We start from the raw sequence: 17118 nt of genomic DNA on the forward strand, positions 1-17118 counted from the left end.
CTTCAAGAAATCACATATATCCTTAGACACCAGACGTAAGCGATTTATTATTTACCAACAAAACGTAAACGCTCTTTTTGTTGTACATAAAATGATAGGACACTTTACTTTCTTTGTAAAGTGCCCTTTCCTCATTCCTGATGTAATTTATCAAATACGTTTTGTGCGACATTTTTCGGCAGTCCGATTTCTTGTAATTCTTCTGTCGTGGCTGCTGTGATATTTTTCAACGATTTGAACTCTTTAAGCAGCATTTTTTTTCGTTTTGGTCCTAACCCTTCAATTTCATCTAATCGGGAAGCAAAACTGTTTTTACTGCGTAGCTGCCGATGGAAAGTGATTGCGAATCGATGGACTTCATCTTGGATTCGCTGGAGTAAGAAAAACTCTGGTGAATTTCGCTCAAGCGGTACTACAGCCAAATCTGTACCGAATAGCAACTCATTTGTTTTATGTTTATCGTTTTTTACCATGCCAGCAATAGGAATATCGATTCCTAATTGATTTTCTAAGACATCTTTTGCCACATCTACTTGTCCTTTTCCTCCATCGATCAAGATCAAATCAGGTAAAGGCAACCCTTCGCGAATCACTCGCGAATATCTGCGATAGATGACTTCTCTCATTGATGCATAATCATCCGGTCCGTTGACTGTTTTTATTTTATATTTCCGATATTCTTTTCTTGCCGGTTTTCCATCAATGAATACGACCATCGCAGCCACAGGATTCGTCCCCATGATATTAGAGTTATCAAAAGACTCGATACGTATTGGGGTCGGGATATTCATCGCGTTTCCTAAACGTTCAACTGCTCCGATCGTCCGTTCCTGTTTTCTGGCAATCAGATCAAACCGTTCATTCAAAGCAACTGAGGCATTCTTACTCGCCAATTCAACTAATTTTTTCTTTTCTCCTCGTTTTGGTTGCAGCACTTTCGTAGCTAACAAAGCTTCTACACTGGGCTTGTCGATCGTATCAGGAATCAAGACTTCTTTAGGAATGAAATGCTCATTTTCCTGATAAAACTGACCGAGGTAAGTCAAGAAATCTTCTTCTGCTTCGTTATAGAAAGGAAACATTGAAACATCTCGTTCAATTAGCTTTCCTTGTCTTACGAAAAACACTTGGACACACATCCATCCTTTATCAATCGCATAACCAAATACATCTCGATCCAGTAAATCAGTATTTGTCATTTTTTGGCGAGTCATGATTGTCTCAATGGCACGGATCTGGTCTCGGTATTCTGCAGCTTTTTCAAACTCCATGTTTTCAGCAGCTTTTTCCATTTTCTGATGGATCTCTGACTCGATTTTTTCGTGTCCTCCGTTTAAAAAGTTTTTCACTTCATCAACGATTTTCGTATAGACTTTCGGATCTACGTCGAAATAATAAGGACACAGGCATTGTCCCAAATGATAGTAAAGACAAGGCTCCTTCGTCTGACTAGGTTTGCATTTTCTCAGAGGAAATAATCGATCGAGGATCTTCTTTGTCTCATTCGCCGCACCGACATCGGGATATGGTCCAAAATACAGTGCTTTGTCTTTTAGTACCTTACGAGTAATCACCAAACGGGGATATTTTTCATTCGTTATCTTAAGGAAAGGATAGGTTTTATCATCCTTTAACATAATGTTGTATTTAGGATCATTTTTCTTTATCAGATTGATCTCTAAGAGCAATGCTTCGATATTCGATTCTGTAACGATGTATTCAAAGTCTTCGATTTCACTAACAAGCCGTTCCGTTTTCGTATTATGGCTACCAGTAAAATATGAGCGGACACGATTTTTTAATATTTTGGCTTTGCCGACATAAATGATCGTTCCATTTTTATCTTTCATCAAGTAACAGCCGGGCTGATCAGGAAGTAAAGCTAATTTGTTTTTGATTCGTTCGTTCATCTGGTACTCCCCTTCATATTCAATTAAAGTTATTATAGCATGTCTGTCAAAAAAACAATCCAGCCTGACAACGTAATTATACTCAAAAAATATTAATTTGAATAACCTTAACTCAACCGCAAAAAAACCGAGGACGGAACTGGATTCAGTCCCACCCTCAGCTTATTTTTGCTGTAAGTTTTTATAAATATTGATCGATCATTTGACGTAGTTGTTCTTTTGAATGAACACCAACAGCTTTTTCTACTACTTGACCATCTTTTTTCAACATTAATGTTGGAATGCTCATGATACCGAATTGTTGAGGAGTTTCTGGATTTTCATCCACATCCATTTTAGCAATTCTGAATTCTTCTTCATCATATTCTTGTTCCAACTGATCCAAAATCGGTGCTTGCATACGACATGGACCACACCAAGTTGCCCAAAAATCAATCAATACAAGTCCTTTATCTGTTTCTTCATTAAATGTCTTATCTGTAATTACTTGTGACATATCAAAGACCTCCATTTTTAAAATCTATGACTAGTATAGCATTTCTATACTTGGATAGCGAACCATCTGCTTACCTTTAGTAAGCTTTACTTAAATTTAACAATTGTCGCACCATTTCCGCCTTGGTTTGCCGGTGCAAACTCAAAGCTTTTGACGCTCCGATGGTTTTTAAGATAATCAGTAATTCCCTTGCGAAGTGCGCCTGTTCCTTTTCCGTGGACAATAGTCACTTGAGGATAACCAGCTAGAATGGCAGAATCCAAATATTGATCTACCTCACTTAGCGCTTCTTCGTATCGTTTTCCTCGAAGGTCCAATTGATTCGGCACGTGACTACTAGATTCAGATCGTACAGCATGGATAACTCGTTGTGTCGGCTCTTTTTGAGGAGCAACAGGCGTCAGCTCGTCTTCGGACACATTCATTTTTAATATACCGATTTCTACTTGCCACTGATTCCCGTTTTTACGTAAAAGCGTCCCTCTTTGGCCGTAAGTCGTAACCAACACTTCGTCTCCCGGTTTCAACGTTTTTTGTTCTTTCGCCTTCTTCAATACTTTATTTTTCTTCAAAGTTTCTTCTTGATGTAGATTTGCTAATTGGGTCTTTGCATCGATCAACTGATGCTCTTTCACATTTCCTTGCCCAATCTGCTGTTGCATTTTACGAATATCAGCAATGATTTTTTCTGCTTTTTCTTCCGCCTCTGACACGACTTCATTTGCTTTTTTCTTTGCTTTTTCCATTTCTTTTTCACGTTCTTCAAAGAAATAGCTGTAAGCTTCTTTCAAATCATCGTGAAGTTCTTGTGCCTCAGAAACAAAATGACGCATTTCCAGATATTCGGTCTCTGCCATTTTCCGGCGATTCTCTAAATCTGTGATCATTTCGTTTAAATCTTGGCTCTCATCATTCATCAACTGCTTCGCTTCATCAATAACTTCTGTATCAAGACCTAATCGGCTAGAGATTTCAAACGCATTGCTTCGTCCAGGAACGCCAATCAGCAAACGATACGTTGGACTTAATGTATCCACATCAAACTCCATGCTGGCATTAATCGTATTTGCCCGATTATATCCATAAACTTTCAATTCAGGATAATGCGTTGTTGCCATCACATAAGCAGACTTTTTACCAAGATCATCTAAGATTGCGATTGCTAGAGCAGCACCTTCTTGCGGATCTGTTCCTGCACCGAGCTCGTCAAATAATACCAGACTTTTTTCATTGACTTTTGATAAAATATCTACAGTGTTCGTCATATGAGAAGAAAAGGTCGATAGACTTTGCTCAATCGACTGTTCGTCTCCTATATCCGCAAATACTTCCTCAAAAATACCGATTTGACTTTCTTCACCTGCAGGAATCGGTAATCCTGCTTGCCCCATCAGTTGTAACAGACCTAAAGTCTTCAACGTGATCGTTTTCCCACCTGTGTTAGGTCCTGTAATGACGATGGCTTGATAGTCTTTTCCGATTGTGATGTCATTAGAAACTACTTTTTCCTGATCGATCAGTGGATGTCTTGCTTGTTTCAAGACGACATGATTGTCTTCACTGATTCCCGGCACGATGGCTTTTACTTCTTTACCAAATCGTGCTTTTGCATTCATCAGATCCATTTTACCAATCACATAAGTATTGTGGATGATTTCTTGACGATGGGGAACAAGTTCAGCAGAAAGTTCACTTAAAATACGTTGAATCTCATTTCGTTCAGCGATTTGGTATTGACGCAAACGATTATTCAAATCCACCACTTGTTTTGGTTCAATAAATAAAGTCTGACCTGAAGCACTTTGATCGTGGACTACACCGCCAAATACACCGCGGTATTCTTGTTTGACTGGGATAACGTAGCGGTCATTTCGCATGGTGATGATCGCATCACTTAAATACTTTGCATTTTTCCCACGGACGATCCCATCTAACTGTTCACGAACAGCTTGTTCACTTCGCCGAATGTTCTGTCTTATGCTCTTTAACTCAGGAGAAGCGTCATCAGTCACGCGTCCGTCTTCATCGATTGCTTCCTTTAAACGGCGGCTCAAAACAGGGATCGTGACTAACTGATCTGCCCACATATACAAACGTGCAAATTCGATTTCACTGTCAGAAAGATCATCAATGAAACGATTCAATTCGCTTGTCGTAGACAATACTCTGGAAACTTGTGCAAGCTCCACTCCATTCAAGTCTGCTCCGATCTCAATCCGTTTCATATGGGGACGGATATTTTCAATTTTAGGTATAGGGATCCCGCCTCGCAGACGTTGCACTTTCAATCCATCCTCAGTTTCTTGAAGCCAGTTTGTGATCGTTTGTTTCTCACTCACTGGTACCAATTCTGCCAGTTCTTCTTTTCCTTGTGCAGTCACTACAAATTGTCTGACCATCTGTTTGACTTTTTCAAATTCCAATGTTTCAAGGATTCGGTTATTCATTTTATCACCTTATCTTTCACTATGAAAAAAGAGCTGTGCCGGACATACGCTACGCAGCCTTCTTAAATAAACTACTCTGTACAAAAAACGAAATATTTTCCAGCACTATTTTCCTTAATTCAAAATATTCGTTACCCAAAGCTCATACATCTTGTTGGTAAGAAATGGCGTTCTCTCAACGATAAAACGAGCGAAACTATGCTCGCCGAATTGATTTTGGACCACATCTAATGGAACAAAGGCAAGTAACTGCAAAATCAAAAATATAGTAACGTAAGCCATGATTAGTGACAGGATGCCTCCTGCAATCCAGTCTACCTGTCTCAAGATCGGCACATACGTCAATCCATGGACAAAAACCCCCACAAATCGGGTAAGCAGCCAGCCAATTAGCAAAATAATCAGAAAAGCAGTTCCTGCATAAAAAGCTTCATCTAGGTGAAAGGCAAATACCTGATCAAAAAATGCTAACTTTGATGTTGGGGTGACAGCTGGGTATGGAATGTATAATTCCAAATGACTTGCTAATGGTTTGTAAAAATGCTGGGCAGCAATAAATGACAATACATATCCAATCGCGAATATGATTTGCAAAGCAAACCCGCGACGTGCTCCAGAAAAAAACGCAATTAGCAATAAAAATAAAATCAGCAAACTCAGCATGCTACGTTCCTTTCTCTTCTAACTTTTTTAAATTTTTCTTATTTTGATAAAAGGATCTTAATTAGAAGATTTTTGTTTAATTTGTCCTTTTCGTTTCTCGTTTAAAATCTGTTGTGCTTCCACATGATTTTTAATGGTATGATCTGCTTGACCATTTTCTTTCAATACTTCCCGAGCTTCGTTCTCGATTGCTTCAATGCGTTTCACACGATTTTCAAGCTCTGTAAATTTGATCATTTTTTTCTTTAATTCTGCTGTTTCTTCTTCCAGCTCCAATATTCTTTCTTGTTTCTTCAATTGATCCGAAAGCGCATTGACAGCCATCAAGATTGCTGCTTGTTCATTATCCATTTGTGGTGATAATTGTTTCAATTCTGCTAACTGTTCATTGATCAGCTTCGTTACGATATCCATATGATGCTTGGTTTCCCGTCCGATAATAGTATATGTTTGGTTGGCAATCACCGCTTTGTAGCGTGTTTTTTCGTGCGCCATACGAATCATTTCCTCCTATTTGATGAAAGTTTTATTTAGTGTACCATGAAGTTGGTTCTTTCACCGTTCTCCACAAATATTTTTCACATACTTAACTATTATATGATAAACTTTAAAAAAATGCTATGTCTCGCAATCTCTTAGAAAACGAAAAGTCGTGAGTTGCGGTATAGTTTTATGTATAAAAACGAGGAGAATTTTATGAGCAACGTCATTATCAAAGCAACAAACGACCAACTTAGTCAAATGAAAGCATACTATCGCTCTTATTTGTTAAATAAACAGATTCCTTATACTAGCTTTGCTGCAAAAAAAGACGGGACGACCATTACCGCTTATACATCCGGAAAAGTGATGTTTCAAGGTACGAATGCAGCAATAGAAGCTGATAAATGGGGGGAGGCACAGGATAAACAAGCCAAGCCAGCAAAAACAGCCTCTTCTTTGCCAAAAAATATCAGTCAATTATCCGTTTTAGGTAGTGATGAGGTCGGAAATGGCAGCTATTTCGGTCCGCTAACAGTATGTGCTGCTTATGTGAAACGTGATCAGCTTGCAGAATTACGTAAACTTGGTGTTAGAGATTCAAAAGAGTTAAAAGATAGCCAAATCATCCAGCTTGCTGACATCTTAAAAAAAACCATCCCCTATAAACTGCTTGTCTTATCTCCAGAAAAATACAATGAGATCCAACCAAAATACAATGCCGTTCGGATGAAAGTCGCTTTGCACAATCAAGCGATCCATTTGCTGCTAAAAAAAATCGAGCCAGAAAAACCAGAAGCGATTTTGATCGATCAGTTTACGCCGGAAGCAAATTTTAAAAAATATGCGCGTTTAGAAAAAAATCAATTACAAGAAAAACTGTACTTCGTTACTAAAGGAGAACAATATCATTTAGCTGTTGCTGCTGCTTCTATCATCAGTCGTGCCAGCTTTTTGGAAGAGTTAGACAAAGCATCAGCTGAAGCTGGAATCACCCTTCCGTCAGGAGCTGGAACGAAATCTGACCAAGTAGCGGCAAAACTATTGGAGAAAGGCGGCATGCCTATGCTTGAAAAATATGCCAAACTTCATTTTGCCAATACAGAAAAAGCTTTGAAGCTACTAAAAAAATAATGGAACTGTGACAAAAGTCATGTCACAGTCCCTTGTTCCGAATAAACGGTGTTCAATCATCTGATCCTCGGTATTAGCTCAACAAACGGCAAAATATGAGGAACTATTTTTCCGTTTGTTTCTCTAATACTCAGAACAAAACGTTGATTTCACAACCTTTTTCTTAAACGGTGTTCTCATGCCAACTCCTCGGTCACAAGTCACAATAGTCATCAAACATGAGAAGCTGTTTTTTGAAATTGCTCCTTGTGACTCAGAGTTGAACGGCAGGCTCACGACCTCTTCCTTAAACGGTGTTTAAAAGCTTGCATCTGCGATAATAAGCCCGGCCAAACGAAAAATATGAGGAGCTATTTTTGTTTGGCTGGGCTTATTTATTACTGAAAATAAGTGGTCAATGCTTGTGTCAAACTTGCAGCAATCTGCTGCTGATAACTGTCTGTTACTAATTCCTTTAAATCACTATCATTATTCATATAACCCATCTCGATTAAAATAGAAGGTTGAAGATTTTCTCGAAGAACTTGATAGTTCCCAGTGGAGATTCCTCTTGAATCCAGAGGCAGATCAGTGAAGGAGTCAGCAATTGTCTGTGCTAATGTTTCCTCTTGTCCATAGTAATAATATGTCGTGATTCCAGTTGCTTCATTCGCATATTCCGTAGAGTCTGCGTGTAAACTGATAAAGACATCTGCCTTTTTTTCTTCACTGTAGTCGCATATATCTCCAAGCTGTACTAATTCATCTGTAGTATGGGTCAAATAAACCGTTGCTCCAGCATCCTCTAGCGCCTTTTTTACTTTTATGGCTGTACTTAATGTTATATCTTTTTCTTCTGTTTGTTCATCATTGCTTAATGCCCCAGTATCATTTCCGCCATGCCCAGGATCTAATACAATCACTGCATCAGATAGCTCTTCCGGTTTTGTTTGTATATTCTTTGTGACTTTGGTTCCATCTTCGAGGGCTAAATATCCAGTATAGCCATCATTTGTCTTGATCTGATAAGCATTTTTTGTTTCAGAAAGAAACTCCGCCAGCTCTCCGCCGTTTATAGTTGCAAGTGGGGTAGTTAGCGAGTCATCTGTATATAGTGTACGGTCATTTTTTCCGATTTTGATTAATGTCTCTTGTTCTGTATCATCAAATGATTCCTTTGTCTTTGTAACCGTACTGTTCGTACTGCTGACCGTTTGTCCAACTATCTTTTTTTGACCAAAAACATCTATTTGAAAACAGATAATAATGATAATGATTGCAAATACAAAAGCTCCAATTATTTTTTTCATTCTTGACTCTCACCTCGTAGATCCAGACTAAGGGCCAAAACTTAAAATCAGCTTAAGTAAGCAAAAAAGGGGCTGTAAAAGATATAACCGTAGAAAATAACATTACTGCTAAAATGATTTTTTTCATTTTTGGCATATCCTGAAATCTCCTTTTGACTATTCGTGGTGATTCATCTACCCAATAAATAGTTTCCTTCATTCTACAAACAATTAATTTCTTCGTTATTAAATTAAAACACTTCCTGGAACACCGACATAATAAATAAAAATATACCCTGATAATCATGAGAGAATAACAAATTTGTATTTATGAAAAACTACCTATATAAAGAAGCAAGATATAACGATCTTCGTCATATCTTGCTTCTTCACCTAACTATTTTCTCCCTATATAACAGCTTTACGCTTCTCCTAATACACCATTCAAATATAAATCGATCAATTGCGCCACATTTAGCGGTTCTTCCACAGGTCTTTTCGACCGAGTGATGTAAGGTGCTAACACTAAGAAAAAATGCCTTGCTGCGATTTCTTTTGAAATCCCATTTCTTAGCACAGATTGGTTTGCTGAAAAGATTTCTTCAAAAGGTTCACGATAATTTTTCTTCCATAGAAAGAAAAGATGATCTCTTGTTTCCTTTGAAAGATTGCTTTCAAGATCGTGAAGCATCAGAAACAAATCGACCAGATGTGTCTCAATCAAAAACTGCGCCATTTTTGTCAAGGTTACTTGAAATCCCGTTTCGCTTGTTTGAACGATTTCTCTCAAAGCTTTTCCAACATCTTTTAAGTGGTTTTCTAAAACTGCCGTATATAGTTTTTCTTTATCACCGAAATAATGATAGAGATTGGGCTGGGTGATCCCAACTTTTTGTGCGATTTCTCTTGTTGAAGTGCCGAGATATCCCTTGGACATAAACAAGTCAGTCGCTTCTTTCAAAATTTTTTGCTGTGTATCTTTGTTGTATCGATGGACCATTTTTCCACCTGCTTTTTGGTTATTCTTTTTCTTTCAATACACCATCTTCCATCATAAATATTCTATCGCATTTGTCAATCAGCCGTGTATCGTGAGTAACCATGATCGTTGCTTTATTTTTGTCTTTTGATTCTTTTGCCAAGATATCGACTACTTCTCGTGCCTTTTCTGAATCCAAACTAGCAGTTGGTTCATCTGCTAGAATAATGGACGGATCATTGTACAATGCACGAGCGATTGCGACCCTTTGCCGTTCTCCACCAGATAGTTCTTCTGGATACTTGTTGATCAACTTATCCACGCCAAGCTGCTCAAATAATTCGTTTGCTTCTTTTTGACGATGTTCATGTTTAATCTTATCTACTAATAATAACTGCTTTTTTACTGTCAGAAAAGGAACCAGATTGGAAGCTTGCAAAATAAAGCCAATTTCTTTAAAACGTAGTTTAACGCGTTCGCTTTCTTTTTGATTACTGAATTCTTGATCATTGATAAATACAGAGCCACTGCTAGGCGTCTGCAATCCGCCTGCCAAAGTCAAAAAAGTACTTTTACCTGAACCAGAAGGACCGATGATTGCAACAAATTCCCCTTTATCGATACTCATGGTTGTTTCTTTCAATGCTTTAACTACTTGGTCGCCATCTTGGAAACTTTTTTCTACTTCTTTAAATTCTATTGCTTTCATGTTCTTCCTCCTTCTTATCCAATTGCCTTCAACGGATCGATTTTTACGATTGTCCGAACAGAAAATAGTGCGCCTAACACAGCTACTACTAACATCAACAAGCTAATGACGCCAAAAAACAGCCAATTGCTTTGGAATGGAACCGCATCAGGTAGAACAAGGGATGTTCCCACTGTTCCTAATAGACCAAGAAGAATACCAACAAATGATAAAATGAATGTTTGTGCCACTACAGAACGCGCAATAAATCCTCCTGTGATCCCTTGTGCTTTCATTACACCAAAGATATTAATCTTTTGCATCGTCAGTACATAAATGAAAATCCCGATCACAATAGCCGCAATAACGATCAAAAATCCGATCATAAATCCAAAAGTCAATACTTGCGCATTATATCCAGGTAATTCATTGATGAATTTAGAAATTTTGATCTGTTCTAAATCTTCAGGTAAATTACTGATTTTACCTCTGACAACTATTGCGTTAATCCGTGCATTTTCACTTGTATCTTCTTTTTCGAAGCGGATTTCTTGGTAAGCATTGATGGTTGTATAGAGAACTGGTGAGACATTGAATTTGGCATGATCCGTAAAGCCAGTTAGTTTAAACGTCTTGTCACTACCAGATAACTTAACTGTATCTCCTATGGCTAGACCATATTCTTCTTTCAAACTAATATCGCCTACTGCCTCATCATCGTTATCAAAAGCTTTTCCTTCAACAAGATTGGGCATGATGAATTGATTTTTATCGATACCGAAGAAGCTAACATTGATTTTTCCTTCTTCTGTACTGTCTTTACTAGTCACGACTCCAGGTGTTTGGGCAAGATACGCCACTTTCCCACCTTCGACTTCTTCTGCTATCTTCTTAGTAATCATGGACATCCCTAGATTTGAATTTGCATCTTTCGAAAGCACAATCGAATCTGCCTCCCACTTGTCGACTGCTGTTCGATTATCTTGAGCTAAGCCATAAGCTAACCCAGTCAAAAAAAATACCAGGTAGGCGATCAAAAACATCACCCCTGCAACTAACGCATAACGTAACTTTGAATGCATAATTTCATTTAATGCTAAAAACATTTAACTCCTCCTCCTGAAATAATCATTTTATACAACAATTTTATCACTTGATAAATTTTTGGCGAATATTATGCTCAAAAAATTCTTCCGCTATTTCATTATATGAATTTTTTATTCTCGATTGATTAATATTTATTATATCCCCACACAATAAAAGACCGTGATATTTCTCACAGTCTTTTATCTACTCTATTGCTATTTGCTCTCTTAGCTAGTACTTTAAAAGCTAACTCATTGAGGTAGTGAAAACGAGAGGTGTATTCAGACAGAAATCCAAAATCCTCAACTGCTAGCTGTGGAATCGTAGTTTTGTGTTTCACGATATCCGCAAGCAGGTTCAAATCTGATAATAAGAATTCTTGGCTTATCAGCTGTCCGCCAATTATTTCTAATGTATCCGGATGGTAGATCAGCTTTGCATTTACTGTTTTGTTTTCTTCGTCGTATTGTGGAAATAGATCAAATTCTCCTGAACACGAACCGGTATTTTGTTCCAAGAATGGCGCTTCATCTTCTGTCAGCCCTACAGTTCCTAAAAAGTAGTCTATAATGACTGCTGCTGTTATCTTTTGTCTGAGGTCGTAAGCGGTTGGCTGACCACTCAAAGTTAGCGCTACTGCTCTTGCCATATGTACAGCTCGAGTAACTAAAGGTAAAAAGAGATGCCGTTTATTTTTGTCAAAACTGACTGGGACGATATCTCCAATCGCATAGATGTCCGGATCACTTGTCTGCAGATATTCATTGACTATCACAGTCTCATCCTCATACAAAGCCACTTTTTCTTTTAACAATGTCGTATTAGGACGAGTTTGGGCAGAAAAAATGACCATATCTGCCTTTATTGTTTGAGACAGAAGTTGTACGGATACTACTTTCTCTTCTGATTTTTTCCAATCGATCAAGAATTCATTTGGATAAAAATTTATTTGCTTAGTTTGCAGCTGATTTTGAAAACTGTTGATCATATCCTTATCGAAATATCTTGATAAAACATTCGGCATATAATCAACTAGATGAATAATGTATCCTTTATTTCTCAAAGCATCTGCTAATTCCAATCCAATGTAACCAGCACCGAAGATCACTACTTCTTTTGCTTCTTTTAAAGCGGCAAGTACTTGCTTAGATTGCACTAGATTTTTATAGGTGTAGACATTTTCAGCTTCAATTTGTTTATACAAGGTGACAGGAGAGGAACCTGTCGCTACGATTAATTTATCATAGGTTATGGTCTCGTTTTTTCCTTCTTTGGATGCGAGGATGAGCTGATGTTTGTCTGGATCAAGTTCAGTTACTCTCCATTCGGTGATCAGTTTTGCCCCACTTTCTTGAAGAGTCCGCATGTTATGGGCAACTTCAGCTAAACTACGTATCTTTCCTTTTAAATAAAGGTTGATTCCATTTGAAACATAGCCTAGTCCATCTTTATGATCTTCATCGATCAGTAAAACTTCTGCTTTCGGTTGAAGTTTTCTTAGATTTAGGGCAGCTGTGATGCCTTCATGGGAAGCACCAATGATCACGATTTTCATGTTTTATTCATCCTTAAATTCAATTTTTCTAAATAACATTCTTTTAAAAATTGGTTCAAATAGGGGAAATCATAATTATATTCGTTGCTAGTGAATACAAAAACTTTAGCGGACTTCTGTGACGGGTACTCTTTCAATTGGCTAGTCAAAATGATATCATACTGCTTTTCTTTCTCGTATTCGACTAAATCATATTTGATCGTATTCAGCAATTGTTCCTGGATGATTTCTTTCACGATATCCGCCATTAGCCTTTCATAAGGAAGATCATAAGCAATTTGCAGACGTAATTCTAACTGCTTGATCAGCGTCCGTAAAATAGATGCATAGCGAGCAAATAATTCAAAGCGGGCATTTTCCTCGTCTACTTCAGTAAAATCAACAATAGCAAATGTTTGTCTGACCAATCTTTCACATAAAACCAGGAATTGTTTATCTTCTACTTCAGTTAACCGCTGTTTTAATCCTTCTTGGCCAAAAATATTCATCCATCCTCTAAAATAGGCAAAATGAGCGTGATTTTGCATCACTGTCAACGCAATCTTTTGCGAAATCTCTTCTGGAAAAACATAAAAAGAGAAATATTCTTCTATCGATTGTTTAAACGTTCGATTCAATTGAGCTACTACGTCGTCTTTGTATTTTTCGCTTATCAAAAACTCCTGGACATGCGAGTTATGTGTATCTAATGTAAAGTTACTGATCATGAAAAGATAAAAAACCAACGTTTCATTTTGATTCCAAGGAAAGGCATATTGAAAGAAGTAACGGGTCAAAAATGTATGGAGGTCCAATAAAAATTGTGTCGTTTGAAACAATCCAACAGGAAGATTGCTATAATCTGGTTTGGATTTTTTCGTACAGCGCATTCGCTTCTTCATAATGGAAAGCCATATTTCAAATTTCAATCGTCCTTCTTCTGTAATAGCAAAACTAAACTCTTTTTGCAGCAGATCTAAAAAAGTGTTTCCTGATAAATCACTGTATTCTTTTTTGTTTTCAAGATAGGGACGTCCAAACCAAAATAATTGGAAATAAAAATAACGAATTTGACTTTCTGGACCGGTCAGCCGCCCGCTTTTTATTTTCAGATGAAACTCATTTAAAGAATCATTTAATTCCTTCACTCTGCGAGACAAAGTAGCCGAACTGATATTAAGTTCCATGACAAGTTTCTGCCGATCAAATGAGCCATTTTCCAACAGATAAAGAAGTATCTGATATTTTGTAGAATAGCGCAAGTAACAATGATAATAAACATCGACTGCTGCTATATTTCCATGTCTGATTAATAAAATATTCCCTTCTTGGATAACAATTTCCAATTGTTTGATATTTTCCAAGTTAGCTTGTAAATAAAACAGATCTTCTTTCAAGGTAGCCCGATCAACTGATAAGCGGGTAAGTACGTTATTAACGGAAACCTCTCCTTTTTCCTCTAATAAAAGTTGGAAAAGTTTGATTTGCCGTTGTTCATTTTTTTCAAGCAAACTGAAAAGTTCCAAGTCCACTCCTTCAAGCATTTCTGATTTTAACAGCAGAAGTTTCCTTCTCATCCTTGAAAAAGAGGATCTGTGACAGTTATCACAGATCCATACAAATTCTAATCACTTAGCTGGTTGGCCCAGCTGTCAGTTCCCATGTGACCATGCCTTGATACGTTGCGCCAGGTTGAGCATTCGTACTGCTATTTACCTCTAAGAGTAAACCATCGGTATCGGGAAAGTCAACGAGAACCTCTCCTTTAGCTGTTCCATCACTCTCATAAATCAACGTGTTTTGACCTTGCTGAATCAATTGCTTTGATCCAGAATGATTGAAGTATAATTTTGTTCCGCTTAATTCTTGACCTTGATCATTCTTAAATAAAGAAGTCAATGTACCTGTCAGTTGCCAAGGAGACGTGCTTGGAAGCCGAGTATCCCGCACATCAAAAGAAAAATCGCCTTTTGATTCATAATAACTTGTCTTCAACGGTTTGGGGAGATCGTTACCAAATGTAAAATCATCTGGTACATTAACTAATGTTAATTCTTGTTTGGGGACAAGAATTGTTTTAGCAGATGTTTGGACAACTGGGTTAGGAAGCTTAGCACCATCTGCTAATGTAATATTGCTGGAAAGTACAGCTGCCTTTGTCAGTATGCTGACGGATTGTAAAGAAGTATCTACAGTATTTAATTGATAGTTGTAAGTAAGATGAATGGTATCTCCTATTTTGCTCAATAGATCTGCTGGGACAGAAACTCCTTGTTGAATGCCGGTATCTGCGATAGTTGTACCATTTAATTTTAAGGAACCATTGATATAAGTAGTATTTTCAGGAAGTGAGATCGTGATTTTTTTGTCGGTTATCGCATCCCCAGATTTTGTTAACGTGAATGTCACATTTTCTTGAATCGTATCTCCTGATAGAGCAGACAGGGGATCTCCTGTCTCAGGTTGTCTGCTAAGGTTTTTTAGCTGACTATCTGCACTCACAGATGGAAAATTAGCCACTGTTATTTGAGGAAGAGTGGTGATTCCAGCTTGTTCAGACTGCCATTTGTACGCAAAAGACGGATACATGTTAGTAAGTACATCGTCCACCAAGCGATAATCAAAATAATATTGCCCTGAAGCCAATGCAGGTAGTGTAGAAGTAGCTGTATTTACACCCCCGTTATTTGATTGGATCGTTTGGAAAAGTTGATCTGTCCATCCTGTCGCTAATTTTTGGGTTCCTTTCGAATAAAGCCTGTAATGGATCGAACCCTTTTTTAGTTCAGTTGCTGACCAATTGGCCGTGACTTGGTACGATGCAGAAGAAAGGAGCTTTCCCCACTGACTATCGGCTGTTAAGTTTGTTGGTAAAACCGTTCCGTCTAGCTTGTACTGCTCCAATACCTTTAAAGCAACAGGAGAAAGCAATCCGCCTTGCGCATCTTTCCCACTGTACACGATATTGGCTGTCTGATTCAATCCACTTGTGCTTGCTGGAGTATGAGTCAGTATTGCTCCTTGTGTAACGTTTTTTCCTGTAAAATAGTTGACTACGCGATCAAAGCGACTAAATGGCAACTGATCAAAACGTCCTTCAGTCAGCCCCATCGTCAATGTCCGACTATTGGTAGAGCCTGGAAGGTTCTGGTTATTTCCATCCACGTATTCTGTGGTATCAGCAAATGTATTATATTTTCCTGTTGAATCACTTGGTGAGATGTAACTATTCCACGTATTTATCTCTGCACTTGCAGAAAATGCATATGCTCCTGGATTCAAGTTTCCGCCAGTTAATTTAGGATAAAATCTACCTGCAGCTGGAGCTAAAATCGAATTGAACATACGATCTTGGATAATATTATTCGAATCATAAAAATCAACAGAAAAAACGGCCTTTTTAGACATAGAAGGTTGTAATTTACCCTTGGTCAAAATTTTGTTTGGACTCGTATCATATTTATCTCCGTTTTCTGTCATCTTCGCGACATTAGCTGTAACATCAAATTGAAGCGGGATATCGTCCACGTTGAATTCGCCTCGCGTAATAATAGCAATAATATCTGTCAATAGAGTATTTGTATCCCACGACCCCATCCCAAAACGCAAGGTATGGCTTCCTGCTGATAATAAACTTCCGCTAGTAACCTTGATGGGGGCACCGGCAATATACAAGTAGGCGTTGTTCCAGTCAATTGCTTTTAATACATCACTGCTTGATACATGTTCCGGCAAATTGATGATCGCCACAAATGCAAATCCTTGTGCAGTGATATTCACCAAATCAAGTACATTTGTTAGTTTCACATGGCTTTCCCAATGAAAACGGACCGTGCCACCTTTCCAAGGATCATTTGAACCATCGTTCAAATAAGTAGCAGTCAATTTAGGCAATTGGTTAGCCCCAGTTAGTTGGACAAGCTTCCCGCCATTGACTGCACTACGTCCACCATTTGGAGGTACGATATTTTCATACGTGTATGGATCATAAGAAATGGCAGGAGGCGTTGCTCCAACAGCTTCTGCCGAAGGTGAAAAGATAAATATACTTAAAACAAAAAGCGAAGTAAAAAAGAAGGAGCGAAAAAATGAAAATTTATTTTGTAGCAACATGTTCATCCTCCTTTTCCTTTCTTCTCCATAACAACAACCACGCAAGAAGCCATAATTCTATACCAATGATCAAATAAAGAAAACGGATCTTTTGTTCATTCGTCTCCGGGAATACGCCATGTTGATTAGATTCTTTATAAATCGGTAGCTGTGTCTGCTGTTTTGATGCGCCATTGACTGAACCACTTGGATGCGGAATTGGACTTAGATCATAAAATGTAATCGTACCTGAACTTTTGGTATCTGCTTGGACTGGCTCTTGCCAGCTGAAGAACAGCAAACTTGCAATAATCCCTCCCAATAAGATCGATGTTTTCAAC

Annotated in this window: 14 protein-coding genes; 1 reads left to right on the forward strand and 13 read right to left on the reverse strand. The window is 38.0% G+C overall.

Annotation, left to right across the window (positions count from 1 at the left end; all coding sequences use genetic code 11):
- Positions 1 to 131: 131 nt before the first annotated feature.
- The 5 genes from uvrC to zapA form a co-directional block, all read right to left on the reverse strand.
- Positions 132 to 1910: an excinuclease ABC subunit UvrC gene (uvrC, locus tag ACIFUW_RS10380; RefSeq protein ID WP_002303369.1), complete on the reverse strand. Its 1779-nt coding sequence runs from the start codon at positions 1908 to 1910 to the stop codon at positions 132 to 134.
- 181 nt (positions 1911 to 2091) lie between these two features.
- Positions 2092 to 2406 (reverse strand): thioredoxin, encoded by a 315-nt coding sequence (trxA, locus tag ACIFUW_RS10385; RefSeq protein WP_002290803.1) that lies wholly within the window; start codon positions 2404 to 2406, stop codon positions 2092 to 2094.
- Positions 2407 to 2492: 86 nt separating this feature from the next.
- Positions 2493 to 4853, reverse strand: a complete 2361-nt coding sequence (locus tag ACIFUW_RS10390; RefSeq protein ID WP_002303370.1) for an endonuclease MutS2 — start codon at positions 4851 to 4853, stop codon at positions 2493 to 2495.
- A 114-nt stretch (positions 4854 to 4967) separates the two neighbouring features.
- The gene (locus ACIFUW_RS10395) at positions 4968 to 5516 is read right to left on the reverse strand and encodes a CvpA family protein (protein WP_002295088.1); all 549 of its coding nucleotides are present in this window, start codon (positions 5514 to 5516) and stop codon (positions 4968 to 4970) included.
- Positions 5517 to 5573: 57 nt separating this feature from the next.
- On the reverse strand, positions 5574 to 6011 hold the full coding sequence (zapA, locus tag ACIFUW_RS10400; protein ID WP_002295087.1) for a cell division protein ZapA: 438 nt from the start codon (positions 6009 to 6011) through the stop codon (positions 5574 to 5576).
- A 201-nt stretch (positions 6012 to 6212) separates the two neighbouring features.
- On the opposite strand from zapA, the gene rnhC reads away from it, so the two are divergent.
- Entirely contained in the window at positions 6213 to 7130 is a 918-nt protein-coding gene (rnhC, locus tag ACIFUW_RS10405) for a ribonuclease HIII (protein ID WP_002295085.1), read from the forward strand.
- 377 nt (positions 7131 to 7507) lie between these two features.
- Here the strand turns inward: rnhC and ACIFUW_RS10410 are convergent, their stop codons facing one another.
- The 8 genes from ACIFUW_RS10410 to ACIFUW_RS10445 form a co-directional block, all read right to left on the reverse strand.
- Entirely contained in the window at positions 7508 to 8419 is a 912-nt protein-coding gene (locus ACIFUW_RS10410; protein WP_002295084.1) for an N-acetylmuramoyl-L-alanine amidase family protein, read from the reverse strand.
- Between the two features lie 400 nt (positions 8420 to 8819).
- A complete protein-coding gene (locus ACIFUW_RS10415) occupies positions 8820 to 9398 on the reverse strand; it encodes a TetR/AcrR family transcriptional regulator (protein ID WP_002295080.1) in 579 nt (192 codons plus the stop codon).
- 19 nt (positions 9399 to 9417) lie between these two features.
- Positions 9418 to 10086, reverse strand: coding sequence for an ABC transporter ATP-binding protein (locus ACIFUW_RS10420; protein ID WP_002295078.1), 669 nt, complete (start codon positions 10084 to 10086; stop codon positions 9418 to 9420).
- Between the two features lie 14 nt (positions 10087 to 10100).
- Positions 10101 to 11171, reverse strand: a complete 1071-nt coding sequence (locus ACIFUW_RS10425; protein WP_002295076.1) for an ABC transporter permease — start codon at positions 11169 to 11171, stop codon at positions 10101 to 10103.
- Between the two features lie 170 nt (positions 11172 to 11341).
- Positions 11342 to 12706 carry an NAD(P)/FAD-dependent oxidoreductase gene (locus tag ACIFUW_RS10430; protein ID WP_002303371.1) on the reverse strand — a complete coding sequence of 455 codons (1365 nt, stop codon included), beginning with the start codon at positions 12704 to 12706 and terminating at the stop codon, positions 11342 to 11344.
- Complete coding sequence (locus ACIFUW_RS10435) at positions 12703 to 14262, reverse strand: helix-turn-helix domain-containing protein (protein ID WP_002305555.1); 1560 nt, start codon at positions 14260 to 14262, stop codon at positions 12703 to 12705. The genes ACIFUW_RS10430 and ACIFUW_RS10435 overlap by 4 nt, the downstream gene beginning before the upstream one ends.
- Positions 14263 to 14317: 55 nt before the next feature.
- Entirely contained in the window at positions 14318 to 16798 is a 2481-nt protein-coding gene (locus ACIFUW_RS10440) for a hypothetical protein (RefSeq protein WP_002303372.1), read from the reverse strand.
- Positions 16782 to 17117, reverse strand: coding sequence for a hypothetical protein (locus ACIFUW_RS10445; protein ID WP_002295066.1), 336 nt, complete (start codon positions 17115 to 17117; stop codon positions 16782 to 16784). Before ACIFUW_RS10445 ends, ACIFUW_RS10440 begins: the two co-directional genes overlap by 17 nt.
- Position 17118: the final 1 nt, after the last annotated feature.

This window comes from Enterococcus sp. PLH-Efm8, assembly GCF_053011625.1.